General features: G+C 73.1%; 21 protein-coding genes. 8 read left to right on the top strand and 13 right to left on the bottom strand.

All coding sequences use genetic code 11. The features are described 5' to 3' along the window. Positions 1 to 48: 48 nt before the first annotated feature. The 4 genes from OG974_RS16840 to OG974_RS16825 are packed head-to-tail and all read right to left on the bottom strand — an operon-like array spanning position 49 to position 5,933. Positions 49 to 1,209, bottom strand: a complete 1,161-nt coding sequence (locus tag OG974_RS16840; protein ID WP_328762815.1) for an acyl-CoA dehydrogenase family protein — start codon at positions 1,207 to 1,209, stop codon at positions 49 to 51. A gap of 8 nt (positions 1,210 to 1,217) precedes the next feature. Continuing rightward, positions 1,218 to 2,135: a hydroxymethylglutaryl-CoA lyase gene (locus OG974_RS16835; RefSeq protein ID WP_329316370.1), complete on the bottom strand. Its 918-nt coding sequence runs from the start codon at positions 2,133 to 2,135 to the stop codon at positions 1,218 to 1,220. Positions 2,136 to 2,146: 11 nt separating this feature from the next. Next, a complete protein-coding gene (locus OG974_RS16830; protein WP_327283523.1) occupies positions 2,147 to 4,300 on the bottom strand; it encodes an acetyl-CoA carboxylase biotin carboxylase subunit in 2,154 nt (717 codons plus the stop codon). Positions 4,301 to 4,316: 16 nt separating this feature from the next. Next, positions 4,317 to 5,933 (bottom strand): carboxyl transferase domain-containing protein, encoded by a 1,617-nt coding sequence (locus OG974_RS16825; RefSeq protein ID WP_327283522.1) that lies wholly within the window; start codon positions 5,931 to 5,933, stop codon positions 4,317 to 4,319. A gap of 99 nt (positions 5,934 to 6,032) precedes the next feature. Here OG974_RS16825 and OG974_RS16820 point away from each other — a divergent pair, with 99 nt between their 5' ends. Together OG974_RS16820 and OG974_RS16815 are read left to right on the top strand one after the other, a co-directional pair. Continuing rightward, complete coding sequence (locus OG974_RS16820; protein WP_327283521.1) at positions 6,033 to 6,611, top strand: TetR/AcrR family transcriptional regulator; 579 nt, start codon at positions 6,033 to 6,035, stop codon at positions 6,609 to 6,611. 56 nt (positions 6,612 to 6,667) lie between these two features. Continuing rightward, a complete protein-coding gene (locus tag OG974_RS16815; RefSeq protein ID WP_327283520.1) occupies positions 6,668 to 7,474 on the top strand; it encodes a phosphatase in 807 nt (268 codons plus the stop codon). 101 nt (positions 7,475 to 7,575) lie between these two features. Here OG974_RS16815 and OG974_RS16810 read toward each other — a convergent pair whose 3' ends face one another. After that, positions 7,576 to 8,424 carry an SDR family NAD(P)-dependent oxidoreductase gene (locus OG974_RS16810; RefSeq protein ID WP_327283519.1) on the bottom strand — a complete coding sequence of 283 codons (849 nt, stop codon included), beginning with the start codon at positions 8,422 to 8,424 and terminating at the stop codon, positions 7,576 to 7,578. 81 nt (positions 8,425 to 8,505) lie between these two features. On the opposite strand from OG974_RS16810, the gene OG974_RS16805 reads away from it, so the two are divergent. Beyond that, positions 8,506 to 8,973 (top strand): MarR family transcriptional regulator, encoded by a 468-nt coding sequence (locus tag OG974_RS16805; RefSeq protein ID WP_327283518.1) that lies wholly within the window; start codon positions 8,506 to 8,508, stop codon positions 8,971 to 8,973. On the opposite strand, the gene OG974_RS16800 is transcribed toward OG974_RS16805, so the two are convergent. The 5 genes from OG974_RS16800 to OG974_RS16780 all read right to left on the bottom strand — a co-directional run bounded on the left by OG974_RS16800 (position 8,945) and on the right by OG974_RS16780 (position 14,079). Then, positions 8,945 to 9,439, bottom strand: a complete 495-nt coding sequence (locus OG974_RS16800; RefSeq protein WP_328762809.1) for a hypothetical protein — start codon at positions 9,437 to 9,439, stop codon at positions 8,945 to 8,947. The genes OG974_RS16805 and OG974_RS16800 overlap by 29 nt on opposite strands. Positions 9,440 to 9,508: 69 nt before the next feature. Next, the gene (gene tesB / locus OG974_RS16795) at positions 9,509 to 10,384 is read right to left on the bottom strand and encodes an acyl-CoA thioesterase II (RefSeq protein WP_327283516.1); all 876 of its coding nucleotides are present in this window, start codon (positions 10,382 to 10,384) and stop codon (positions 9,509 to 9,511) included. Positions 10,385 to 10,390: 6 nt separating this feature from the next. Next, positions 10,391 to 11,548, bottom strand: coding sequence for an acyl-CoA dehydrogenase family protein (locus tag OG974_RS16790; protein ID WP_327283515.1), 1,158 nt, complete (start codon positions 11,546 to 11,548; stop codon positions 10,391 to 10,393). Between the two features lie 176 nt (positions 11,549 to 11,724). Next, positions 11,725 to 12,048 carry a hypothetical protein gene (locus tag OG974_RS16785; protein ID WP_328762806.1) on the bottom strand — a complete coding sequence of 108 codons (324 nt, stop codon included), beginning with the start codon at positions 12,046 to 12,048 and terminating at the stop codon, positions 11,725 to 11,727. A gap of 126 nt (positions 12,049 to 12,174) precedes the next feature. Beyond that, complete coding sequence (locus OG974_RS16780) at positions 12,175 to 14,079, bottom strand: PucR family transcriptional regulator (protein WP_371643605.1); 1,905 nt, start codon at positions 14,077 to 14,079, stop codon at positions 12,175 to 12,177. A gap of 116 nt (positions 14,080 to 14,195) precedes the next feature. Here OG974_RS16780 and speB point away from each other — a divergent pair, with 116 nt between their 5' ends. From speB to OG974_RS16765, 3 genes are all read left to right on the top strand, one after another. Then, complete coding sequence (speB, locus tag OG974_RS16775; RefSeq protein ID WP_327283512.1) at positions 14,196 to 15,164, top strand: agmatinase; 969 nt, start codon at positions 14,196 to 14,198, stop codon at positions 15,162 to 15,164. Positions 15,165 to 15,182: 18 nt separating this feature from the next. Continuing rightward, positions 15,183 to 16,877 (top strand): thiamine pyrophosphate-binding protein, encoded by a 1,695-nt coding sequence (locus OG974_RS16770; RefSeq protein WP_327283511.1) that lies wholly within the window; start codon positions 15,183 to 15,185, stop codon positions 16,875 to 16,877. Between the two features lie 193 nt (positions 16,878 to 17,070). Continuing rightward, positions 17,071 to 20,919, top strand: a complete 3,849-nt coding sequence (locus OG974_RS16765) for an ABC transporter ATP-binding protein (protein WP_328762803.1) — start codon at positions 17,071 to 17,073, stop codon at positions 20,917 to 20,919. A gap of 43 nt (positions 20,920 to 20,962) precedes the next feature. On the opposite strand, the gene OG974_RS16760 is transcribed toward OG974_RS16765, so the two are convergent. Next, on the bottom strand, positions 20,963 to 21,106 hold the full coding sequence (locus OG974_RS16760; protein WP_329313572.1) for a hypothetical protein: 144 nt from the start codon (positions 21,104 to 21,106) through the stop codon (positions 20,963 to 20,965). 58 nt (positions 21,107 to 21,164) lie between these two features. Here OG974_RS16760 and OG974_RS16755 point away from each other — a divergent pair, with 58 nt between their 5' ends. Next, on the top strand, positions 21,165 to 21,500 hold the full coding sequence (locus OG974_RS16755) for a hypothetical protein (RefSeq protein WP_327285653.1): 336 nt from the start codon (positions 21,165 to 21,167) through the stop codon (positions 21,498 to 21,500). An 85-nt stretch (positions 21,501 to 21,585) separates the two neighbouring features. Beyond that, positions 21,586 to 23,019 (top strand): S28 family serine protease, encoded by a 1,434-nt coding sequence (locus OG974_RS16750; protein WP_327283509.1) that lies wholly within the window; start codon positions 21,586 to 21,588, stop codon positions 23,017 to 23,019. Positions 23,020 to 23,063: 44 nt separating this feature from the next. On the opposite strand, the gene OG974_RS16745 is transcribed toward OG974_RS16750, so the two are convergent. Both OG974_RS16745 and OG974_RS16740 read right to left on the bottom strand, forming a co-directional pair. Continuing rightward, complete coding sequence (locus OG974_RS16745; RefSeq protein ID WP_371646837.1) at positions 23,064 to 24,965, bottom strand: glycoside hydrolase family 3 protein; 1,902 nt, start codon at positions 24,963 to 24,965, stop codon at positions 23,064 to 23,066. A 55-nt stretch (positions 24,966 to 25,020) separates the two neighbouring features. Further along, the gene (locus OG974_RS16740) at positions 25,021 to 25,977 is read right to left on the bottom strand and encodes a LysR substrate-binding domain-containing protein (protein WP_327283507.1); all 957 of its coding nucleotides are present in this window, start codon (positions 25,975 to 25,977) and stop codon (positions 25,021 to 25,023) included. Between the last annotated feature and the right edge of the window lie 10 nt (positions 25,978 to 25,987).

Raw genomic sequence — 25,987 nt, 5'->3', positions numbered from 1 at the left:
CGCCGGACCGGGCCGGTGATCGCCCCAGTCCGGCGGTCCACGGGGTCGCTAGCCGGCGAAGCCCAGCTCGCGGGCGATCAGCATGCGCTGCACCTCGCTGGTGCCCTCGCCGATCTCCAGGATCTTGGAGTCCCGCCACATGCGCGCCACGGGGTACTCGTTCATGAACCCGTACCCGCCGTGGATCTGGGTGGCCTCGCGCGCGTTGTCGACGGCGACCGTGGAGGAGTACAGCTTCGCGATCGCCGCCTCCTTCTTGAACGGCTCGCCGGCCACGAGGCGGGAGGCCGCGTCGCGCCAGCCGATCCGCGCCATGTGCGCGCGCATCTCCATGTCCGCCAGCTTGAACTGGATGGCCTGGTTGTCGCCGATGGGCCGGCCGAAGGCCTTGCGCTCCTTCGCGTACTTCACAGACTCGTCCACGCAGCCCTGCGCCAGGCCGGTGGCGAGCGCCGAGATCGCGATGCGGCCCTCGTCGAGGATGCGCAGGAACTGGGCGTAGCCGCGGCCCTCTTGGCCGACCAGGTTGGCCAGGGGCACCCGTACGTTGTCGAAGGCCAGCTCACGGGTGTCCGAGGAGTTCCAGCCGACCTTGGAGTACGGTGCGGCCACCGTGAAGCCGGGGGTGCCGGACGGGACGATGATCGAGGAGATCTCCGGGCGGCCGTCGGCCTTGCGGCCGGTGACGGCGGTGACGGTGACCAGAGCGGTGATGTCCGTACCGGAGTTGGTGATGAAGCACTTCGAGCCGTTGATCACCCACTCGTCGCCCTCGCGGACGGCCGTGGTGCGGGTGCCGCCGGCGTCGGAGCCGCCGTCCGGCTCGGTCAGACCGAACGCGCCGAGGACCTCACCGGCGCACATCTTCGGCAGCCACTGCTGCTTCTGCTCCTCGGTGCCGAACAGATAGATGGGCATGGCGCCGAGCGAGACGCCCGCCTCCAGCGTGATCGCGACCGAGGAGTCGACGCGGGCCAGCTCCTCCAGGGCGATGCCGAGGGCGAGGTAGTCGCCGCCCATGCCGCCGTACTCCTCCGGGAAGGGCAGGCCGAACAGGCCCATGCGGCCCATCTCGCGGACGATCTCGTAGGGGAACTCGTGCCGCTCGTACAGATCGCCGATCTTGGGGGCGATCACGTCGTGCGCGAACGCCTCGACAGTACGGCGGAGTTCCTCGTGCTCGGGGGTGAGCCGGTGGTCGAGGGCCATGATCTTCGTTACTCCTTGTGGGAGAGGGCGCGGACGGTACGGGAGGGGCTGGGGCGGCCCAGCTGTTCGGCCATCCACACGCTCGTGGCGGTGAGGGCGGCCAGGTCGACACCGGTGTCGATGCCGAGACCCTGCAGCATCCACACCAGGTCCTCGGTGGCGAGGTTGCCGGTGGCGCTCTTCGCGTACGGGCATCCGCCGAGGCCGCCCGCGGAGGCGTCGACGGTGGTCACCCCGTGCTGGAGCGCGGCGAGGGTGTTGGACAGGGCCTGGCCGTAGGTGTCGTGGAAGTGCACGCCGATCCGGTCGGTCGGCACGCCCTCCTCGTTGAGCTCGCCGAGGAGGGCCTGGACATGACCCGGGGTGGCGACGCCGATGGTGTCGCCGAGGCTCAGCTCGTCGCAGCCGAGGTCCAACAGGGCCTTGGCCACGCGGACCACCTGGTGGACCGGTACCGCACCCTCCCACGGGTCGCCGAAGCACATGGAGAGGTAGCCGCGGACGTGCGCCCCGCCCTCCTTGGCGCGGGCCACGACGGGCTCGAACATGGTGAGGGACTCGGCGACGGTCCGGTTGAGGTTGCGGGAGGCGAAGGTCTCGGTCGCCGAGCCGAACACGGCGATACGGGTGGCCCCCAGCGCGAGCGCGCGGTCGAGGCCGCGCTCGTTGGGGACGAGCACCGGCAGGTCGGCCTCCACGTCGCCCAGCAGCGGGAAGAGCTGCTCGGCGTCGGCGAGCTGCGGAACCCACTTGGGGTGCACGAAGCTGGTGGCCTCGACGGTGGTGAGGCCGGCGGCGGCGAGCCGGTGGACGAACTCGGCCTTCACCTCGGTCGGTACGGTCGTCTTCTCGTTCTGTAGCCCGTCGCGGGCGCCGACCTCGTGGATGCGGACGCGGGCCGGCAGCCCGGGGGCCGGGACGGTCATGGGCAGCCCGTTCACCGGGTCGCCTCCTCTTCCTCGTCGGGGGTGACGACGGCCAGGACCTGGTCCATGGCGACGGTCGTGCCGGGGGAGACGTCGAGCTCGGTGACCGTGCCGGAGTGCGGGGCGGCGATGACGTGCTCCATCTTCATCGCCTCGACGACGAGCAGGCTCTGCCCGGCCACCACCGTGTCCCCGACGGCCACCTTGACGACGGTGACGGTGCCGGGCATGGGCGCGGCGAGGGTGTCGGCGCCCGCGGCGGCCGCGCCCTTGGCGGCGACGGGGTCGTGGCCCTGGACGTGCCAGCTGTCGCCGTCGCGCCCGAGCCAGGTTCCCTCCGGGGAGGCGGCGTGGCTGAAGCGGTGGGTGATGCCTTCCAGTTCGACGGTCACGTGGTCGTGGCCGAGGTCGATGATGCGGCCGCGAACCGGTGAGCCGGAGCTCTGGCCCAGACCCCGCGCCTCGAACACCGGCGGGGCTTGATGCTGGCCGGCGTCGCCGGCGGCTGCGGCCTGAGCGCCGTCGGCCAGGAGCAGCTCCGTGGCCGAGCCGGAGCCCGGCCCGGCGGGGCGGGTGCGGACCTGTACGGGGTCCTGGCCCGGGAGGCGGAAGTGGTGGACGGTCCAGGCGGGGGTTCCGCCGAGGCGCCAGCCGTTGGCCGCATCGAACGGGTCGACCCAGCCGGCGCCGCCCGCAGCGGACGTGGCCGCCCCCGAGCCCCCGGCGGGGTTTCGGGAAGGAGCGGAGTGGGGGAGAGAAGCCTGGGCCAGCAGTGCGGTGGCCGCGAACACCTCCGGCGGGACGCCCTCCGGGAGCAGCTCGGACAGGTCCCGCTCGACCAGACCCGTGTCCATCTCGCCCGTCACCACATCGGGATGCGCCAACAGCCTCCGCAGGAAACCGGCATTGGTCTGGACGCCCAGGATCACGGTGTCGGCGAGGGCGGCCCGCAGCATGCGCAGGGCCGTCGCCCGGTCGGGGCCGTGGACGATCACCTTCGACAGCATCGGGTCGTACGTGGAGCCCACGTCCACCCCGGCCACGAGCCCGGAGTCCGTGCGCACCGCACCGCCCGACGGCTCGGACAGCGCCAGCACCGTACCGCCGGACGGCAGGAACCCGCGCGCCGGGTCCTCGGCGCAGACGCGGGCCTCGATGGCGTGGCCGGTCAGGGTGACGTCCGACTGCGTGAAGGCCAGCGGAGCACCCGCGGCCACCCGCAGCTGCTGCTCCACCAGGTCCAGCCCGGTGATCAGCTCCGTCACCGGGTGCTCGACCTGGAGGCGGGTGTTCATCTCCATGAAGTAGTACGAGGACGGGTCCCCGCCCGGCACGATGAACTCCACCGTGCCCGCGCCGACGTACCCGCAGGAGCGCGCCGCCTCCACGGCCGCGGCGCCCATCGCCGCCCGGATCTCCGGGGTCAGCAGGACCGAGGGGGCCTCCTCGATCACCTTCTGGTGGCGCCGCTGGAGGGAGCATTCGCGTTCGCCGAGGTGCACCACGTTCCCGTGCGCGTCCGCCAGCACCTGGATCTCGATGTGCCGGGGCCGGTCGACCCACCGCTCCACGAGCAGGGTGTCGTCGCCGAAGGAGGACCGCGCCTCGCGGCGCGCCGCCGCGATCTCCTCGCCCAGCAGCGCGGCGTCGCGGACCAGCCGCATGCCCTTGCCGCCGCCGCCCGCCGAGGGCTTCAGCAGCACCGGCATGCCGATCTCCTCGGAGGCCGCGACCAGTTCGGCGTCCGACAGCCCGCTTCCCGAGGAGCCGGGCACGACCGGGACCCCGGCCGCCTTCACGGTCTCCTTGGCCCGGATCTTGTCGCCCATCAGGGAGATCGCCGGGGCCGGCGGCCCGATGAAGGTCAGGCCCGCCTGCGCGCAAGCGGCCGCGAAGGCCGCGTTCTCGGCGAGGAAGCCGTAGCCCGGGTGGACGGCCTCGGCGCCGGTGCGGCGGGCCGCGTCGAGCAGCTTCTCCACCGACAGGTAGCTCTCGGCGGCGGCCGCCGGGCCGATCCGGACGGCCGTGTCGGCCTCCCGCACGTGCCGTGCGTCCGCGTCCGCGTCGCTGAAGACGGCCACGGAGCGGATCCCGAGCTCGCGAAGGGTGCGGATGACGCGTACCGCGATCTCGCCCCGGTTGGCCACCAGAACAGTGCTGAACATCTGCAGGGTCCTCACGTCACATACGGAAGATGCCGAAAGCGGAGTCGCCCAGCGGGGCGTTCGCGCACGCGGTCAGGGCCAGTCCCAGCACCTGCCGGGTCTCCATCGGGTCGATGACCCCGTCGTCCCACAGCCGCGCGGTGGCGTAGTAGGCGTTGCCCTGCTCCTCGTACTGCGCGCGGACCGGGGCCTTGAAGGCCTCCTCGTCCTCGGCCGGCCACTCCTGGCCGGCGCCCTCGATCTGGTCGCGCTTGACCGTGGCGAGCACGGACGCGGCCTGTTCGCCGCCCATCACGGAGATCTTGGCGTTGGGCCACATCCACAGGAACCGCGGCGAGTACGCCCGCCCGCACATCGAGTAGTTGCCCGCGCCGTACGAGCCGCCGACGACCACGGTCAGCTTCGGGACCCGGGTGCAGGCGACGGCCGTGACCATCTTGGCGCCGTGCTTGGCGATGCCGCCGGCCTCGTAGTCGCGGCCGACCATGAAGCCCGAGATGTTCTGGAGGAACAGCAGCGGGATTCCGCGCTGGTCGCACAGCTCGATGAAGTGCGCGCCCTTCTGGGCGGATTCGGAGAACAGGATGCCGTTGTTGGCGACGATGCCGACCGGGTGGCCGTGGATCCGGGCGAAGCCGGTGACCAGCGTCTGCCCGAACTCCGCCTTGAACTCCTGGAAGCGGGAGCCGTCCACGATCCGGGCGATGATCTCGCGGGCGTCGTACGGGGTGCGCGAGTCGACCGGGACCGCGCCGTACAGCCCGTACGGGTCCACCTTCGGCTCCTCGGGAGCCTCGACCGACCAGGGCAGGGCCCCGCGCTCGGGCAGGGTCGCCACGATGTTCCGTACGATCCGCAGCGCGTGCGCGTCGTCCTCCGCGAGGTGGTCGGTGACGCCCGAGGTCCGGGAGTGGACCTCGCCGCCGCCGAGCTCCTCGGCCGTGACCACCTCGCCGGTGGCGGCCTTCACCAGCGGCGGGCCGCCGAGGAAGATCGTGCCCTGGCCGCGGACGATGACGGCCTCGTCGCTCATCGCCGGGACGTACGCGCCGCCCGCCGTGCAGGAGCCGAGGACGGCGGCGATCTGCGGGATGCCGGCGCCGGACATGCGCGCCTGGTTGTAGAAGATGCGGCCGAAGTGCTCCCGGTCGGGGAAGACCTCGTCCTGCATGGGGAGGAAGGCGCCGCCCGAGTCGACCAGGTACAGGCAGGGGAGACGGTTCTCCAGTGCCACCTCCTGGGCGCGCAGGTGCTTCTTGACGGTCATCGGGTAGTACGTGCCGCCCTTGACGGTGGCGTCGTTCGCGACGATCACGCACTCGCGGCCGCTGACCCGGCCGATGCCCGCGATGACCCCCGCGGCCGGGGCCGCGCCCCCGTACATGCCTTCGGCGGCCAGCGGGGCCAGCTCCAGGAAGGGCGATCCGGGGTCCAGGAGGGTGTCCACGCGGTCGCGGGGGAGCAGCTTCCCGCGGGCGGTGTGGCGGGCGCGGGCCTTCTCGCCACCGCCGAGCCGGGCCGCGTCGAGTCGGGCCCGCAGCCCCTCGGCGAGCTCGCGGTGGGCGGCCTCGTTGGTCCGCCAGGCCTCGGACGCCGGGTCCGCGGCGCTCGTCAGCACTGGTGCCTGCTGCATCGGTCGAGCTCCCTTGCTCGGTGCACGCTGTTAATGAGCGTTAACGCATGTACCGCTTAGGTTAACGACCGCTAACGGCCCTGTCTAGAATGGATTCCCATGAGCACCAGAGCGGCCGCCCCGACCCGTCGCGAGCAGATCCTCAGTGAGGCCGCCCGCCTCTTCGCCGAGCGCGGGTTCCACGGTGTCGGCGTGGACGAGATAGGGGCCGCGGTGGGCATCAGCGGCCCCGGCCTGTACCGGCACTTCGCGGGCAAAGACGCCATGCTCGCCGAGCTGCTCGTCGGGATCAGCGAGCGGCTGCTGACCGGCGGCCGCCACCGGGTGGCCGAGGCCGCCGGCGACCCGGACGGCGTGCTGGCCTCCCTCATCGACGGCCACATCGACTTCGCCCTCGACGACCGGGCGCTGATCACCCTGCACGACCGCGAGCTGGACCGGCTGCGGGAGGCCGACCGCAAGCTCGTCCGCCAGCTCCAGCGCCAGTACGTCGAGCTGTGGGTGGAGGTCGTACGGGAACTGCACCCGGAGGTCGGCGAGGCCGAGGTGCGGGTGGCCGTCCACGCCGTCTTCGGCCTGCTCAACTCCACCCCGCACCTGGCGGCGCTCGGCCGGGCGGCGACGGAATCGCTGCTGCGTCGGCTGGCGCACGGGGCGTTCGGGGCGCTGTCGGGGTGAGGCGACGCGCCCACTGGTCGGAATGGCACCGGCGACCGGGGCGTCGCGGCGGCAGAATGGGCCGTATGCCGAAGCCGATAGAGACGCCCGTACCGAGCCGTGCCGAACTCGTCGACCACCTGATCCGCACCCGGATCTCGGGTCAGGTCGCCACGCCGCGTGAGAACAACCTGTCGCACTACCGCAAGCTCGCCAACGGCGACCGGCACTACTGGCTCGGCCTGGAGCTGGGCGACCGCTGGGCCGACGAGCAGGACGTGCTCGCCGTGATGGCGGAGCGCTGCGGGGTCGTCGACGACGCCGCGTACCGGTTCGGACAGGACACCATCGACCCGGAGTTGACCGTGTCCGGCCTGGACCGGATGGCGGCCCGGCTGCACAAGGCGGCACTGGACCGGCAGAGCGTGCTGCTCGCCACGGGCCACCCGGGCGGCCTGTTGGACGTCCACCGGGCGACCGCGGCGGCGCTGCGCGCGGCGGGCTGCGAGATCGTGGTGATCCCCCAGGGTCTGGTCGCGGACGAGGGCTCGGTGTGGCAGTTCGCGGACGTCGCCGTGCTGGAGCGCGGGGCGACGCTGTGGCACACGCATTCCCCGGAGCCGATGGCCGCCATCCTGGACGGCCTGACGGCGGCGAACCGCCCCCAGCCGGACCTGGTCGTCGCCGACCACGGCTGGGCGGGGTGCGCGGCGCAGCGCGGGCTGGACGCGGTGGGCTACGCGGACTGCAACGACCCCGCGCTCTTCCTCGGCGAGGCGGAGGGCACCCTCCAGGTGGCGGTCCCGTTGGACGACCACGTCCGTGACCCGCGTTTCTACGACCCGATGGTCGCGTACCTGCTGGCCGCCGCCGGTCTGCTCTGATCCCCGCCGGCCTCCTCTGACTGCCGCGGGCGCCGGCCCCGCGCCCCGGGCGGAAGCCCGGCGGGCGCGGGCGGGCCGGTGTGCCGGTAGCGGCCCGGCGCCTAGCCCAGCCAGGCGGTGGTCATCGACTGCACGGCCGAGCCGTCGAGGTCGGCGAGCTTGGGGGCGACGAAGTCGCGGGCCCAGTCGGAGGTCTGGATCCGGAACGGCATCGTCTCGCCGGTCAGCGCCTCGATGACCGGCGCCGCCGCCTGGTCCGGGGTCTGGGCGCTGTTGCTGCTGAAGGCCTCCATGGCGTGGTTGGCGTAGCCCTGGAGCGCCGGGGCGTACGGGCCGGCCTCGGCGAGCATGGCCGGCAGGTCCAGCCGTACGTTGTTCACGAACTCGCTGGTGACGGCGCCCGGTTCGACGACGGACACCTGGACTCCGGTGGACGCGGCCACCGGTGCGAGGGACTCCATGAAGCCCTCGACGGCGAACTTGGCCGCGCAGTAGGACTCGTTGAACGGCTGGCCGATCACGCCGCCGACGCTCGTCACCGTGATGACGCGGCCGCCCGAGGCGCGCAGGTGGGGGAGCGCGGCCCGGGTGAGCTCAACGACGCCGAAGAAGTTGACCTCCATCACGGACCGGACCTGCTCCATGCCGTGCTGCTCGACGGTGCCGACGAAGCCGGCGCCCGCGTTGTTCACGACGGCGTCGAGGTGTCCGTGCTCGGCGACGACCTCGGCGACGCAGGCGGCCACGGAGTCCGCGTCGGTCACGTCCAGCCGCTTGACCTGGACGAGGTCGGCGACGCCGGCTTCGGCGGCGGCCTTGACCAGGGCGTCGGAGCGGGTGGTGTCGCGCATGGTGGCGACGGTGTGCCAGCCGGCCCGGGCGGCGGCGACCGCGGCGGCCAGGCCGATGCCGGAGGACGTGCCGGTGATGAGGACGGTCTTGGTGTTCATGGAAGTGTCTCCCTCTATTTGTGCGTGCACACACACATTAACCTTGTGTGCGTGTGCACGCAACCCGGGTATTCTGCTGCCATGGCGAACAACGAGCTCAGGATGGGCGGCCTCACCCCCCGCGACCACGCCTTCTACGGTCTGGTGTGGGCCGGCACCACCCTCACCGCCCGGGTCGACCAGGCCCTCACGCGGCGCCACGACCTGCCGCTCTCGTGGTTCGAGGTGATGCTGTGGCTGTACGCCCAGCACGAGCCGGTCGCCCCCTCCGAGCTGGGCGCCAGGACCCTGCTCAGCCGGAGCCAGGTCTCCCGCGTCGCCGACTCGCTCCAGGCCCGCGGCCTGATCGAGCGGATACCTTCGCCGACGGACGCCCGCTCCGTCTGCATCGCCCTGACCGACGCGGGCCGCCGCGCCTTCGCGGAGGCGGACGCCACCCGCCGCGAGGCCCTCGCCGAGGTCTTCGACGACCGGCTCGACGACGCCGACATCGCCGCCCTGGAATCGATCTGGGCCAAGCTCAAGTCCCCGCCGCAGAGCCGGAACTAGGAGCGGAGTCGGCCGTCCGGGCCGCGAGCGCCCTGCGCCGCAGCCGGGGTGCGAACGGCGCCGCGAGCACGCACGCCGCGCCGGCCGCGGCGGCGGCCGTGACGGCCGGGTTGACCCAGCCCGGGATCAGCTGCCGCCCGCCCGGATCCCCGGGATGGTCGGCGCAGTGGACGGAGAGCGGGAACGAGGATTCCCATACGACCGTCTTCTCCTGCTCGCCCCACCGGGCGTACCCGCACACCTCGTCGGGGTCGAGGACGTACACGCCGTACGACAGGCCCCAGATGTAGGCGGAGCCGGCGACGCACAGCGCGAGGACGCCGAGCAGCAGGAAGGCGCCCGCGCCGAGGAGGTCCGGGGCGTCACGCCGCCGGACCGTGGCCACCAGGTGGACGGCGAGCCGGCCGAGGACCAGGACGCCCGCGAAGGGGGAAGCCAGGGCGAGGAGGAGGAGCACGACGATCATGTTTGCAGTCGACGCCCCGCCCGCCCGGTCAGTTCCGTCCTGTGGCCGAGCGCACGCGGCCGTCCGGGGTCAGGCGCGCGGAACGCGCACCACGCCCTCCTGGATGACGGTCACGGCGAGGCGCCCGTCCTGCGTCCAGATCCTGGCCTGCCCCAGGCCCCGCCCGGCGGCCGCCGAGGGGGACTCCTGGTCGTAGAGGAGCCATTCGTCGGCGCGGAACGGCCGGTGGAACCACATCGCGTGGTCCAGTGAGGCGCCCACCACGTCACCGACCGCCCAACCGCCCCGGCCGTGCGCGAGCAGCACCGAGTCGAGCAGGGTCATGTCCGAGACGTACGTGGCCAGGCAGATGTGCAGCAACGGGTCGTCCGCGAGCTTGCCCTGGGTGCGGAACCAGACCTGCGAGCGCGGTTCCGTCGGCCGGCCGACCGAACCCCACGGCGGCGTGGTCGCGTACCGCAGGTCCACGGCGCCGCGCGATTCGAGCAACCTCTCGACGGTTCCCGGGTCGCGGAAGGTGTCGCGGTAATGCGGCAGCGCCTCGGCCGCCGTCGGTAGCGACTCCGGGTCGGGCGCGGTGGGCATCGGGCTCTGGTGCTCCAGCCCCTCCTCGTACGTCTGGAAGGACGCGGAGAGGTGGAAGATCGGCTGCCCGTGCTGGACCGCGACGACGCGGCGGGTGGTGAAGGAGCGCCCGTCGCGGATCCGGTCCACGGAGTACACGATGGGCGCACCCGAGTCGCCGGTGCGCAGGAAGTACGAGTGCAGCGAGTGCGGCAGCCGGTCGCCGGGCACCGTCCGGCCGGCGGCGACCAGGGCCTGCGCGGCGACCTGGCCGCCGAACACGCGCGGCACCAGGGAGGTCCGGCTGGTGCCGCGGAAGATGTTCTCCTCGATCTGCTCCAGGTCGAGCAGATCGAGGAGATCCTGCAGTGCCTCGTTCAAGGGGACTTACAGGCCCATCGACTTGGCGATGATGGTCTTCATGATCTCGCTGGTGCCGCCGTAGATGCGGTTGACGCGGTTGTCGGCGTACAGGCGGGCGATCGGGTACTCGTTCATGTAGCCGTAGCCGCCGTGCAGCTGGAGGCAGCGGTCGATCACGCGGTGCGCGACCTCGGTGCAGAACAGCTTCGCGGAGGCGGCCTCGGCGGGGGTCAGCTCGCCGGCGTCCAGGGCCTCCAGGGCGCGGTCCGCGACGGCCTGGGCGGCGTCCACCTCGGCCTGGCAGGCGGCCAGCTCGAACTTGGTGTTCTGGAAGTGCGCGACCGGCTTGCCGAAGACGGTGCGGTCCGTGACGTACTGCTGGGCGAACCGGACGGCCGCGGCGGCCTGGGCGTACGCGCCGAACGCGATGCCCCAGCGCTCGGAGGCCAGGTTGTGGCCGAGGTAGTAGAAGCCCTTGCCCTCCTCGCCGAGCAGGTCCTCGACCGGGACCTTGACGTCGACGAACGCCAGCTCGGCGGTGTCGGAGGTCTTCAGGCCCAGCTTGTCGAGCTTGCGGCCGATCGAGTAGCCCTCGGACTTGGTGTCCACGGCGAAGAGGGAGATGCCGAAGCGGCGGTCGTCCTCGCTCGGGGCGGAGGTACGGGCGCAGACGATCACGCGGTCGGCGTGCACGCCGCCGGTGATGAAGGTCTTGGAGCCGTTGAGGACGTAGTGCGTGCCGTCCTCGGAGAGCTTGGCGGTGGTCTTCATGCCCGCGACGTCGGAGCCGGTGCCCGGCTCGGTCATCGCGAGGGCCCACATCTCCTCACCGGAGACGAACTTCGGGAGGAAGCGCTTCTTCTGCTCGTCGTCGGCCAGCATCTTGATGTACGGGAGGGCGAGCAGCACGTGCACGCCGGAGCCGCCGAAGTTCACGCCCGCGCGGGAGGTCTCCTCGTACAGGACGGCCTCGAACTTGTGGGTGTCCAGGCCGGCGCCGCCGAACTCCTCGGGGACGTTGATGCCGAAGACGCCCAGCTCGCCGAGCTTGTAGTAGAAGTCGCGCGGGGCCTGGCCGGCCGCGAACCACTCGTCGTAGACGGGGACGACCTCGGCCTCTATGAAGGCGCGGATGGTCTCGCGGAACGCCTCGTGGTCCTCGTTGAAAACGGTACGGCGCACAGCCGCCTCCTCGATCCTGTCGCCCGTCGCGCTGTCGCGCCGTGTCTAAGCGCTTGCTCAGACCAATAAGTTACCGGTGGGTTGGGCGGGCTGTCCAGACATGGGGGAGGGGTACCGGGTGTGATGTCCGCCGGTGGACCGCCACGGCGGTCCACCGGCGGACATCACACGGGGAACTACCTGCCGAGGACGCTGCCCGTCCACTGGCCGGCGGCGCCGTGCATCATGGCGTCGTTGCTCAGGACCTGCGTCCCTGGCATGGCCGCCATGCCGATGTCGCCGGTCGGGGCCGCACCGTTGTGGGAACCGACCGTGTTGTCGCGTCCGGCGTTGAAGACGTCGTCGCCGGCCAGCTGGTTCAGGTCGCCGAAGACGATCGAGTACGTGTTGTCGATCGGTGCGTAGACGGTGAAGGCGCCGTCGGCGAAGGCGGCGGACGCGCCCGCCAGGATGATGCCACCGGCGGCGAGAGCGGTCAGGGCGAGGCGGATCGATCGCACGGGTACTGCCTTTCGTGGAGGTGGGGAGCAGTGCGAAGGTAGGCCGCTTCGCATGCCGAGCCCCGGCACCCGCCGCCAGACGGCCCGAGTCCATTCGTACGGCGCAGCCGTCCGGCCGGGCCCCGGTCAGATTTCCGTGTTCCGGCGCAGGGCGAACCACAGCTCCATCCGGATGTCCGGGTCGTCCAGATCGCGGTCCAGCAGGTTCGCGGCGCGGGCGACGCGCTGGCGCACGGTGTTGCGGTGCAGCCCCAGGGCGGCGGCGCTGCGGTCCCAGCTGCCGTGGTGGGACAGCCAGGCGCGCAGGGTCTCGCGCAGGGCGGGGGAGAGCGGTCCCAGCAGCGCCTCGGCGTGGGCACGGGCCTCGGCTTCGCCCACCAGGCCCGCGAAGCCGGGGTCGGTGTGCCGGGCCAGCGGGGTGCGGGCCGCCTCGGCGCGGTCCAGGGCGCGCCGGGCCTGTGCGTCTGCGGCGGCCAGCGCGTCGGGCCCGGCCGGGGCGCTGACCCCCAGCCGCCACCCGTGCTGCGGGGCCGGATCCCGGTCGGTGAGCAGCCGTACGGCCGGGCCGTCCGGGTCCAGCAGTACGGTGCCCAGCGCGGCGGCGAGGGCCCGCGGGTCGGCGCCGCCCCGGGCGTGGACGGCGTACCAGGGCCCGGGCCCTCCGAGCGCCCCGGCGGGGGAGCCGCCCAGCAGCAGCCGGGCCAGCGATGCGGCCTCGGCGCCGGCCGGCCGATCGGCCGTGAGGAGGGCCAGCAGGACGGCGGCCACGGACGCGATCGTGTGGTCGCCGGGCGCCCGCTCGGCCGTGGCAACGCCCAGGGCCTGGCCGCCGCCGAGGGCGTAGGCGGCGAGCTGGACCCCGTCCGCGGTGGCGGTGGCCGTGGCAGCGGCGTCGGGGGCCACCCGACCGGCCAGTGCGACCAGTGCGGCCATCGCCTCGGCGGAGGGCGCGGGTCCGGCACAGGCGGACACAACCCTGCGGCCCACCCCCACGCCACCACCGACCGCCTCGGCACCCCCTCGGACCTCGGCGGCCCCAGTGGCACCCCCTCCGACCCTGGCGGCCGCGGCAGCCCTTACGGCCCCTGCGGCCCCAATGCCCCCGACATCCGCTCCGACCTTGGGAGTACTGGCAGCCCCTGCGACCCCCGCGGGCCCGGTGGACCCGGCAGCTCCGGCGGACCCAGAGGCTCCTGCGGGCCCGGTGGCCCCTGCCGCCCTGGTGACACCGGCGGCCCCTGCGGCCCCGGTGGCTCCGGCAGTCCCGGCGGACCCAGGGGCTCCTGTGGGCCCGGTGGCCCGTGCCGCCCTGGTGACACCGGCAGCCCCTGCGGCAACGGCAGGCCCTGCGGCAACGGCGGCCCCTGCGGCCCCTGCGGCCCCGGCGGGGCTCGGCGGGGCCAGTAGGGCTGCCCAGCCGCCCAGGCTGGCCGCCAGGCGGCGCAGGACCGCCGGGACCGGATCGGGGCGGGCGGCCGCGGCCGCGAGGGCCTGCTGGGCTTCGGTGACCCGGCGCAGCTCGCGGGTCCGCGCCTCGGCCATCAGCCGCCACACGGCGCGGGCCACGGCCGTGAACCGGGTCTGCGGAGGCACTTCCAGCAGCGGCAGCCCGTGCCGCGCACTCGCCCGGACGAGCTCCGGCGGCACCTCCGCGTGCAGCGGCGCCACCCCGAACCCGAGCGCGGCCACCCCCGACCCGACCAGCCGCCGTACGTACGCATCGGCGGCGGCGTCAGCGTCGCCCGCGATGCCGCCGGCGTCGCCCGCGTCGCCCGGTCCGACCGCGCCGCCCGGCCCGCCCGCGCCGCTTGGGCCGGCCTCCGGGGCCGTCAAGCCCGCCCCCGCCGTGAGGAGCAGCTCGCCGCCCAGGAGGTAGGGCGACGGGTCCGCCATCTCCGAGGCGTGCACCCCGTGCACCTCCGCCCGCTCGGGCCCGGCGACCAGCCGCAGTTCCAGCCCGCGATCGGCGAGCAGTGCGCCGAGCGCGACCGCGGGCGTGGGCGGGATGTCGGTCCCGGCAGGCTTCGTCATGGATGCTCCGTACATTTCAACGCCACCCGATGGATGAAACGTACACTTCGCGCCCCGGTGCGCGCCGCTTACGCTCGAAGGACCGCACCGTAGGACCTCCAGAAGGGCACACCCCGATGAGCAACGAGCAGACGCCGCGCGGACCGGTCGACTCCTCCCGCATCCCGCGCTACGCGGGCCCGGCGACCTTCGCCCGGCTGCCCCGTCTGGACGAGGTCGGCTCCGCGGACGTCGCCGTCGTCGGCGTGCCGTTCGACTCGGGTGTCTCCTACCGCCCCGGTGCCCGCTTCGGCGGCAACGCCATCCGCGAGGCCTCCCGCCTGCTGCGCCCGTACAACCCGGCGCAGGACGCCTCCCCGTTCGCGCTCGCCCAGGTGGCGGACGCCGGCGACATCGCCGTGAACCCCTTCAATATCAACGAGGCCGTCGAGACGGTCGAGGCGGCCGCGGACGAGCTCCTCGGCGCCGGCTCCCGCCTGATGACCCTCGGCGGCGACCACACCATCGCCCTCCCGCTGCTCCGCTCCGTCGCCAAGAAGCACGGCCCGGTGGCCCTGCTGCACTTCGACGCGCACCTGGACACCTGGGACACGTACTTCGGCGCCGAGTACACGCACGGCACGCCGTTCCGCCGCGCCGTGGAGGAAGGCATCCTCGACACCGAGGCGCTGTCGCACGTCGGCACCCGCGGCCCGCTGTACGGCAAGCAGGACCTCGACGACGACGCCAAGATGGGCTTCGGCATCGTGACCTCGGCCGACGTCTACCGGCGCGGGGCCGACGAGGTCGCCGACCAGCTGCGCCAGCGCATCGGCGACCGCCCGCTGTACATCTCGATCGACATCGACGTGCTGGACCCGGCGCACGCCCCGGGCACGGGTACGCCGGAGGCGGGCGGCATGACCTCCCGCGAGCTGCTGGAGATCATCCGGGGTCTGTCCTCCTGCAACCTGGTCTCGGCGGACGTCGTCGAGGTCGCCCCGGCGTACGATCACGCCGAGATCACCTCGGTCGCCGCCTCGCACACCGCGTACGAGCTGACGACGATCATGAGCCGCCAGATCGCTGCCGCGAAGGCGAAGTAAGAAGGGCACCCCGCACCCGTGACGCACGACCACGACCTGGTACTCCGTCCCACCGAGGCCCAGACGGCGGCCGCTCTCGCGCCGCCGCCGGGTCGGACGGGCGGGGACCTGGTCGTGGAGACGCTGCGCTCGCTGGGCGCCACCACCGTGTTCGGGCTGCCGGGGCAGCACGCGCTCGGCACCTTCGACGCGGTGGGCCGCTCGGACCTGCGGCTGATCGGGCTGCGGACCGAGAACAACGCCGCCTTCGCGGCGGACGCGTACGGCCGCGTCACGGGCGAGGCGGTCCCCCTCCTGCTCTCCACGGGCCCGGGCGCGCTGATGGCCCTGCCGGCCCTGGCGGAGGCGGCCGCCGCCTCCGCCCCGGTCCTCGCCATCGCCTCCCAGGTCCCGGTCGCGGGCCTGGGCGGCGGCCGGCGCGGGCACCTGCACGAGCTGCGGGAGCAGTCGGCTTCGTTCCGGGACGTGGTGAAGTCGGTCCACACGGCCCGCACGCAGTCCCAGATCCCCTCGGTGATCGCGGAGGCCTGGGAATCGGCGCTGACGGCTCCGCACGGCCCGGTCTGGATCGAGATCCCGGAGGACGTCCTCCGCGCGGAAACGATGATCCCCCAGGTCACGGGCGTGGACGCGACCCCGCACGAACTCGCCCCGCGCCCCGAGCTCACCGCTCTCGCGGCGCACTGGCTGGGCAGGGCCGCCCGCCCGGTGATCATCGCGGGCGGCGGGGTGATCCGCTCCGACGCGGCCGGCAAGCTGCGCCTGCTGGCGGAGCGGTTGAACGCCCCGGTGGTCACCACCTTCGGCGGCAAGGGCGCCTTCCCGTGGAACCACCCGCTGTCCCTCCAGTCCTGGCTGGAGGACCGCCACATGACGGACTTCCTGGAGGACGCGGACGTACTCCTGGTCGTCGGCTCCGGCCTCGGTGAACTGTCCTCGAACTACCACACGTTCTTCCCCGAGGGCAGGGTCATCCAGATCGAGGCGGACCTCGGCAAGCTGGAGTCCAACCACACCGCCCTCGGCATCCACGCCGACGCCCGCCTCGCCCTCCAGGCCCTGCTGGAGACCGCCCCGGAACGCGCGGACGACTCCGCTCCCGAACGGGTGGCGAAGGTCCTCTCGGAGATCGACACCCGCCTGTCCGGCCAGGACGTGGCAGTGGAGCGGCAGCTCCTCGCCTCGATCCGCGCGGCCCTGCCCGCCCGCTCCCCGTCCTTCTGGGACATGACGATCCTGTCCTACTGGGCCTGGTCCGCGTTCGACGCGAAGCACCCCAACACGATGCACTCGGCGCAGGGCGCGGGCGGCCTCGGCTACGCCTTCCCGGCCGCCCTCGGCGCCTGCGTCGCCGAACCGGACACCCCGGTCCTGGCGGTCTCGGGCGACGGTGGAGCGATGTACTCGATCGCGGACCTGGCGACGGCGAAGCAGCACGACCTGGACGTGACCTGGCTGATCGTCGACGACGGCGGCTACGGCATCCTCCGCGAGTACATGACGGACTCCTTCGACGGCCGCACGACGGGCACGGAACTCACCCGCCCGGACTTCACCGCCCTGGCCCGGTCCTTCGGCGTCGCGGCCTCGACGACGAGCCCGCAGAGCCTGCGGGACGACCTGAAGCACGCGCTGGCCACCCCGGGCCCGACGGTCCTGGTCCTCCCGGTCACCCTCCGCATGTTCGCCCCGACCCACCTGCCCGCGGAGTGACGGCAGGGCGGTCCGTACGCCCCTCCGGATGACGCCGCCGCGCCCAGCCGCCGCACCCCGCCGCCACGGTCGGCCGCTCCCGGCGTGCGCCGCAGGTTCGCCGGGCGCACCTTCGCATTGTTGCGGCGGGATGAAATCCGCCGGTCGGGGCGTTGGGGGAGGCGGCAGGACAGGACCAACGGGGAGGCGTCACGTGACGGCGGCAGAGAAGGCAGCGGGCGAGAAACAGGGCTGGGCCAGGCGGCTCACCGCCTATACCTGGCGGTACCGGCTCAATGTGTTGCTCGCGCTCGGGTCCTCGCTGGCCGGCATGGCCGTGATGGCGCTCGTACCGCTGGTCACCAAGGTCATCATCGACGACGTCATCGGCGACCACAGCAAACCGATGGGCACATGGGCCGGGCTGCTCATAGGCGCCGCGGTCCTCGTGTACGTCCTGACGTACGTACGCCGGTACTACGGCGGCCGTCTCGCGCTCGACGTCCAGCACGACCTGCGCACCGACATGTACGACACCATCGCCCGCCTCGACGGGCGCCGCCAGGACGAGCTGTCCACCGGCCAGGTCGTCGGCCGGGCCACCAGCGACCTCCAGCTCATCCAGGGCCTGCTCTTCATGCTCCCGATGACCATCGGGAACTTCCTCCTCTTCGCGATATCGCTCGGCATCATGCTGTGGCTGTCCCCGGTGCTGACCCTCGTCGCGCTGCTGATGGCCCCCGCCCTCTGGTTCATCGCCAAGCGCAGCCGCAAGAAGCTCTTCCCCGCCACCTGGTGGGCCCAGGGTCAGGCCGCCGCCGTCGCCACCGTCGTCGACGGGGCCGTCACCGGCGTCCGCGTCGTCAAGGGCTTCGGCCAGGAGGAGCAGGAGACCGACAAGCTGCGCACCGCCGGGCGCCGGCTGTTCGCCGGCCGGATGCGCACCATCCGGCTCAACTCCCGCTACACCCCCGCCCTACAGGCCGTACCCGCCCTCGGGCAGGTCGCCATGCTGGCCCTCGGCGGCTGGATGGCCACCAAGGGGCAGGTCACCCTCGGCACCTTCGTCGCGTTCTCCACTTACCTCGCCCAGCTCGTCGGCCCCGTCCGCATGCTCGCCATGGTCCTGACCGTCGGCCAGCAGGCCCGGGCCGGCGTCGAGCGCGTCTTCGAGCTCATCGACACCGAGCCCGCCATCGAGGAGGGCGGCCACGAGCTGCCCGCCGACGCCCCCGCCACCGTCGACTTCGATGGCGTCGTCTTCGGATACGACCCCGAGCGGCCCGTCCTGGACGGGTTCTCGCTCTCCATCGCCGAGGGCGAGACCGTCGCCGTCGTCGGGGCCTCCGGCTCCGGCAAGTCCACCGTTTCGCTCCTGCTGCCCCGCTTCTACGACGCCGACCGCGGCACCGTCCGCGTCGGCGGGCACGACGTGCGCGAGTTGACGTACGACTCCCTGCGCGCCGCCATCGGGCTCGTACCGGAAGACTCCTTCCTCTTCTCCGACACCATCCGCGCCAACATCGCGTACGGGCAGCCCGACGCCACCAACGTGCAGATCGAGGCCGCCGCCCGCGCCGCCCAGGCCGAATCGTTCATCCAGGCCCTGCCCGCCGGGTACGACACCAAGGTCGGCGAACAGGGCCTCACCCTCTCCGGCGGCCAGCGCCAGCGCATCGCACTGGCCCGCGCGATCCTCACCGACCCCCGGCTGCTGCTCCTCGACGACGCGACCTCCGCCGTCGACGCCCGCGTCGAGCACGAGATCCACGAGGCGCTGCGCGCCGTCATGGCCGGCCGCACCACCCTCCTGATCGCCCACCGCCGCTCCACGCTCGCGCTGGCCGACCGGATCGCCGTACTCGACCGCGGGCGGCTCTCCGACATCGGTACGCACGAGGAGCTGGAGCGCAGGTCACCCCTCTACCGGCGGCTGCTCACCGACCCGGACGCGCTCGGCGCCGGCTCGCCGCGCACCCCCGATGCGGTCGCGATGGGCGAGTTCGAGCGGGACATCGACGGGAACCTCGAACGGGACATCGAGCTCGAAGCCGAAATCGACTCCGAGCCGGTCAATGCCAAGCGCCGGGCCGTCGACGGGGTGACCCCCGAGCTCTGGCGCCGCCAGGAGGAAGCGGAGTCCACCGCTTCCCCCGCCGCCGGGACCGGCGCCCCCGGCGCGGGCCACTCCATGGCCGGCGCCGTCGCCGGAATGCCGGCCACCCCCGAACTGCTCGCACAGGTGGCCGCACTGCCGCCCGCCGATGACGAGCCCGCCGTGGACGAGGACCGCGCCACGGCAGCCGAACAGAGCTACAACCTGCGCCGGCTGCTCCACGGCTTCTGGGCGCCCCTCGCCGTCAGCCTCGGCCTCGTCGCCGTCGATGCCGGCTCCGGGCTGCTGCTCCCCATCCTGATCCGGCACGGCATCGACAAGGGCGTCGAGCAGGCCGCCCTCGGGGCCGTCTGGGTGGCCGCCGCCCTGGCGCTCGCCGTCGTGGTCGCGCAGTGGGCCGCCCAGTTCGCCGAGACCCGGATGACGGGGCGGACCGGCGAGCGCGTCCTGTACGCCCTGCGCGTCAAGATCTTCGCCCAGCTCCAGCGCCTCGGCCTCGACTACTACGAGCGCGAACTGACCGGCAAGATCATGACCCGGATGACCACCGACGTGGACGCCCTCTCGACGTTCCTGCAGACCGGGCTGGTCACCGCCGTCGTCTCCGTCTTCACCTTCTTCGGCATCCTGATCGCGCTGCTCGTGCTCGACGTCGAACTGGCGCTGATCGTCTTCGCGACCCTCCCGCTGCTGGTGATCGGCACGATCGTGTTCCGCCGCAAGTCGGTCGCCGCGTACGAGCTCGCCCGCGACCGGGTCAGCCTGGTCAACGCCGACCTCCAGGAGTCCGTCTCCGGGCTGCGCATCGTCCAGGCCTTCCGCCGCCAGCATGCCGGCGCCGCCCGGTTCGCGGAGCGCAGCGACTCGTACCGCGAGGCCCGGGTGCGCGGGCAGTGGCTGATATCCGTCTACTTCCCCTTCGTGCAGCTGCTGTCCTCCGGGGCCGCTGCCGCCGTGCTGATCGTCGGCGCGGGTCGGGTGGAGGCCGGCACCCTCACCACCGGCGCGCTGGTGGCGTACCTGCTCTACATCGACCTGTTCTTCGCGCCCGTCCAGCAGCTCTCCCAGGTCTTCGACGGCTACCAGCAGGCCACCGTCTCCCTCGGCCGGATCCAGGGACTGCTGCGCGAACCCACCAGCACCCCGCGCCCGGCCGAGCCGCGCGCGGTCGGGGAGCTGCGCGGCGAGATCGCCTTCGAGGACGTCCGGTTCGGGTACGGCACCGCCGAGGAGCGCGGGGAGAAGGACGAAGCGCTGGCCGGAATCAGCCTGCGGATACCCGCTGGCCAGACCGTGGCCTTCGTCGGCGAAACCGGCGCCGGCAAGTCCACGTTGGTCAAGCTCGTGGCCCGGTTCTACGACCCGACCTCCGGCCGGGTCACCGCCGACGGCACCGACCTGCGCGAGCTCGACCTGGCGGGGTACCGCCATCGGCTCGGGGTCGTCCCCCAGGAGCCGTACCTGTTCCCGGGGACGGTCCGCGACGCCATCGCCTACGGGCGGCCCGAGGCGGGCGACGCGCAGGTGGAGGCGGCCGCCCGTGCGGTCGGCGCCCACGACATGATCGCCACCCTCGACGGCGGCTACCTGCACACCGTCGCCGAGCGCGGCCGCAACCTCTCGGCCGGCCAGCGCCAGCTGATCGCCCTGGCCCGCGCCGAACTCGTCGACCCCGACGTACTGCTGCTGGACGAGGCCACCGCCGCGCTCGACCTGGCCACCGAGGCCCAGGTCAACCAGGCCACCGACCGGCTCGCCGGCAAGCGCACCACCCTCGTGGTGGCGCACCGGCTGACCACGGCCGCGCGCGCCGACCGGGTCGTGGTCATGGACCGCGGCCGGGTCGTGGAGGACGGCACCCACGCCGAACTCGTGGCCCGCGGCGGCCGCTACGCCGAACTGTGGCGCACCTTCATCGGCGAGGACGAACCGGCCGCAGCGATCTAGACCGCCGCCGCAGCCCCTCCCAGCGACGAGGGCCCCGGACCCGTCACCCGACGGCTCCGGGGCCCTCGGCCGTGGTCGCGGGGGCGGTGGGCGGCGGGCCGGGCAGGATCTTGTCGGATGCAACCTTCCGGGGGCCCTGCGCGTCGTACGTGCGTACGTGTTGCGTACGACCGATCGGGGGCGGCATGGGGTACGGGTGGAAGGGGCGCGGCCGGGGGGCCGCGTCTGCAGGGGCCTTCGCGCTGATGCTGTGCGTGGGCGGCCTGCTCGCGGCGCCGCCGGCGCAGGCGGCGACCGGTGGCTGCGGGGGCGCCCTGGTCAGGACCCTGCCCCTGCCGACGGGCGAGGTGCGGGTCTACAAGAGCCGTACGCAGGCCTGCGCGGTGACGGTGGCCGGCGATCCGGGGCGGCGCCGGCCGATGGCGGTGAGCATCCAGCCGCGCGGCGGGGTCCCCGTCCGCGACGCCGGGCAATTCACCCGGTATGCCGGTCCTGTCACCGTCGGTGCGATCAGCCGCTGCGTGTATGTAAAGGGAAGCATCGAGGCCGGATCTGTCGATTCCGGCTGGATTCTGTGCTGAACGGGCGGCCCAACTAGGTCTATTCAGTGGCGCGTTGGCCCCGCTAGGTTCACGTTCGACCGAAGTGAACTCAAGGGGAGGGTGAATGCGCAAGACGCTCGGCTGGCTGCTGTCACTCGTGGTGCTGATCGGCACCATGGGGGCAGCCGGCTTCACGGCTCAGGCGGCCACCGCCGCAGGGCCGTCCGCCGCGACGGACATCAAGGACGAGATCCTCGCCATCCCGGGGATGAGTCTGATCGAGGAGAAGGAGTACCCCGGGTACCGCTTCTTCGTACTGAACTACGAGCAGCCGGTCGACCACCGGAACCCGTCGAAGGGCACCTTCAAGCAGCGCTTCACCCTGCTGCACAAGGACGTCTCCCGGCCCACGGTCTTCTACACCTCCGGCTACAACGTCAACACCAGCCCGCGCCGCAGTGAGCCCACGACCATCGTCGACGGCAACCAGGTGTCGCTGGAGTACCGGTTCTTCACGCCCTCCCGGCCCGATCCGGCCAACTGGGCCAACCTGGACATCTGGCAGGCCGCCAGCGACCAGCACCGCCTCTACACCGCCCTGAAGAAGGTCTACAAGAAGAACTGGCTCGCCACGGGCGGCAGCAAGGGCGGCATGACGGCGACCTACTACGAGCGCTACTACCCGCGCGACATGGACGGTGTCGTCGCGTACGTCGCGCCCAACGACGTCGTCAACAACGAGGACTCGGCCTACGACCGGTTCTTCAACAAGGTCGGCACCAAGGAGTGCCGCGACAAGCTGAACGCGGTGCAGCGCGAGGCGCTCGTCCGCCGTGAGCCGCTGGAGGCCAAGTACGCGGCGGCCGCCGCCGAGAACGGCTGGACCTTCACCACCGTGGGCAACCTCGACAAGGCCTACGAGGCCGTCGTGCTCGACTACGTGTGGGCGTTCTGGCAGTACAGCCTGCTGGCCGACTGCGCTTCCATCCCGGACGCCAAGGCCGCGAGCGACCAGGAGATCTGGGACTCGGTCGACACGATCTCCGGCTTCTCGGCCTACGCCGACCAGGGCCTTGAGACGTACACGCCGTACTACTACCAGGCGGGTACGCAGCTCGGTTCGCCCGACATCAAGCAGCCGCACCTCAAGGGCCTGAGCCGCTACGGCTACCAGTCGCCGCGCAACTTCGTGCCCCGCGACATCCCGATGACCTTCCAGCCCGGGGTCATGGCGGACGTGGACAACTGGGTGAAGCGCAACGCCAACCAGATGCTGTTCGTGTACGGGCAGAACGACCCGTGGGGTGCCGAACCGTTCCACCTCGGCTACGGGGTGCACGACAGCTACGTGATGATCGCGCCGGGCGCCAACCACGGGGCCAACGTCGCCAAGCTCCAGGACGGCGAGAAGGCGCTGGCCACGCAGAAGATCCTGCAGTGGGCCGGCGTCGCCCCCGCCGCCGCACTCGTCGACGCGGGCCGGGCGACGCCGCTGGCGAAGCCCGACGCGGTGCTCGACCAGAAGGACCAGGAGCGCGAGCCGCAGCTGCGGCCGTAGCCCGTAGCCCGCGGGCAGCTCCCGGCCGCGGGCTGGCGTACGCGCTAGTCGTACGCCAGCCCGTGGCCCAGCGGGTAGCGGCCCGGTACGGGGACCGGCAGGCGGCCCGTGGGCCGTACCGCGCCGGTGACCACCCGGGCCGCCGCCCGCATCTCCACGTCCGTCCAGGTGTACGTCGCCAGCTCCGCCGCGCAGGCGGGCAGCCGGGCCGGGTCGTACGGATTACGGATCGCCACCAGGACCACGGGCACCCCGGTGGCCAGCAGCTCCGTGACCAGGGTGCGCTGCGGACTGTCCCCCTCCGGGACGTTGTACGTGCACACCAGCACCGCCGCGTTGCCGGGGGCCGCGGCCACCGCCCGGGCGGGCGGCACGGCCGTCGCCCGGCAGCCCAGGGCGGTCAGCTCCCGGGCCAGTACCAGCGTGGGGGGCCCCGTCGTACCGCTGGGGGAGGCCGGATCGGTCCCGGTGACCAGCAGCTGCGGTGCCGCCACCGGATCCAGCGGCAGCAGTTTCACGGGATTGGCCAGCAGGGTCGTCGTACCCGCCGCGATCTCGTCGGCGGCGCTCAGGTGCGCCGGGATCCCCACCAGGGCGCCCACCTGCCCGGCGGCGGTGTGCGCGGCGTCGAACAGGCCCCGGCGGGACTTCAGTTCCAGGATCCGCAGCACGGACTCCTCGATCCGCTCCCGCGTCAGCTCGCCCGCCTCGACGGCCGCGAGCACGCTGCGGTGCGCGAGCCCCAGGTCCGGCGGGTTCAGCAGCTGGTCGCAGCCCGCCTTCAGGGCCAGCACCGGGACCCGGTCGTCCCCGTACTTCTGGCGGACCCCGGCCATGTCCAGGGCGTCGGTGACCACCACGCCCCGGAAGCCCAGGCGTTCGCGCAGGATCCCGGTCACGATCGGTCGCGAGAGGGTCGCCGGGTCCCCCGAGGGGTCGAGCGCGGGGAAGACGATGTGCGCCGTCATCACGGCGTCCACGCCCGCGGCCACCGCCGCCCGGAACGGCGGCTCGTCCAGCTCCTCCCACTGCGCCCGGCTGTGCCGCATGACCGGCAGCCCGACGTGGCTGTCGGTCTCGGTGTCCCCGTGACCCGGGAAGTGCTTGGCGGTGGCGGCCACCCCGGCGCCCTGGTAGCCGCGGACCTGGGCGGCGACCAGGGCCGCCACCGCCTGCGGGTCGGCGCCGAAGGACCGTACGCCGATCACCGGATTGGCGGGGTTCACGTTCACGTCGGCCACCGGCGCGTAGTTCTGGCGGATGCCCATCGCGGCCAGCTCGGCACCCGCGATGCGCGCGGCGCGGCGGGCCTCGGCGACGCCCGCCGAATCGGCGCCCCCGGAATCGGTTCCTGCGGATCCGGTGCCCGCGGATCCGGTGCCCGCGGATCCGGTCCCTGCGGATCCGGTGGCCGCGGGCGAGCCGCCGCCCGCGCCGCGCCGTGCCCCCAGCGCCATCGCCCCCGGCAGCAGCGTCGCCGGCTTGCCGATGCGCGCCACCGCACCGTGCTCCTGGTCAGTGGACAGCATCAGCGGGACGCCGGACCCGGAGCCGGCGGCCGTCCGCTGGAGCGCGGCCGACAGCTCGGCGATCTGCTGCGGGTCGCGCGTGTTGTGGGCCCAGGAGAAGTAGATGATCCCGCCGAGGTGGTAGCGGGCGACCAGCTCCGCGGCCGAGCGCACCCCGAACAGCTTCAGGTTCTGCTCGGCGTCCGCCGGATCGGGGTCGGTGGCCGAATGGCCGTACGCGCGGGAGACGAAGAGCTGCCCGACCTGCTCGGCCAGGCTCATCCCGGCCACCAGGCGGCGCAGCGCCGCCCGGTCGGGCGCCGGTCCGGGCGGCCGGTCGCCGGGGCGCGCGTCGTCGGGGCGCGGCCGGCCGTCCGGACCGCCCGGAGAGCCGCCCACGGCGTACGAGGCCACCCCGGCGGCCGTGACGGCGGCCATGGCGGCCGCGGTGAGCAGGGACCTGCGGGAGGCGTGGTACGACACGCGCCGGACCCTACTGCCGGGCAGCGCCCCCGCAGCCGTGGACACTCGGGAGGTCCCCCGGAAGGGGTGCCGCGTACGCCCACTGCTCCTGGAGGGCCCGCACGGCCTCGGTGATCGCCGGCCGGCGGGCCGCCCCCGTCCGCCACAGGGCGTACAACCTGCGGACGGGGCCTGGTTCCAGCGGCACGGCCACCGCTCCCGGCGGCAGCGCCCCGGTGCCCAACCGGGGTACGACGGCCACCCCCAGCCCGGCGGCGACCAGCGCGACGATCGTGTGGTTCTCCTCGGCCACGTGCGCGATGTCGGGCTCGAACCCGGCGGTGCGCAGCGTCCGCATCAGCCAGTCGTGGCAGACCCGGCCGGGCGGCTGGCAGACCCAGCGCTGGCCGCCGAGGTCGGTCCTGTGGATGACCGCCCGCTGCGTGAACGGATGGCCCTGAGGTACCACCAGATCGCAGCGGTCGTCCCCGATGACCGCCTGATCGATGCCCTCCGGGGCCGGCAGCGGGGCGATGTCCCAGTCGTGGGCCACCGCCAGGTCGGTCACTCCCCGGGCCACCAGGTCCACCGAGAGGTGGGGGTCGACCTCCGTGAGGCGTACGTCCAGCGCGGGATGCCGGCGCGCGAGATCGGCGAGCACCCCCGGCAGCAGGCCGCGCGCCGCCGAGGCGAACGCGGCCACCGTCAGCAGCCCGCTCGGCCGGCCGCGCCGCTCCTCCAGGGTGGTCTCGGCGCGCTCCACGATAGCCAGCAACTCCTGGGCCGTTTCGGCCAGGTGCCGGGCCTCCTCGGTGAGCGCCACCCCGCGCCCGCGCCGCTCCAGCAGCGTGGTCCGGGTCTCCCGCTCCAGTTTGCCGATCTGCTGGGACACGGCGGAGGGGGTGTAGCCGAGGGCGGCCGCCGCGCCCGCGACCGAGCCGTGGACGGAGACGGCGTGCAGGGCGCGCAGCCGGGAGAGGTCGAGCATGCGGCCCATG

It is taken from the genome of Streptomyces sp. NBC_00597 (assembly GCF_041431095.1).
In the GTDB taxonomy this organism is placed as follows: Bacteria; Actinomycetota; Actinomycetes; order Streptomycetales; family Streptomycetaceae; genus Streptomyces.
The sequence above is the reverse complement of the archived record's forward strand: the minus strand, read 5'-3'. Positions and strand labels throughout refer to the sequence as shown.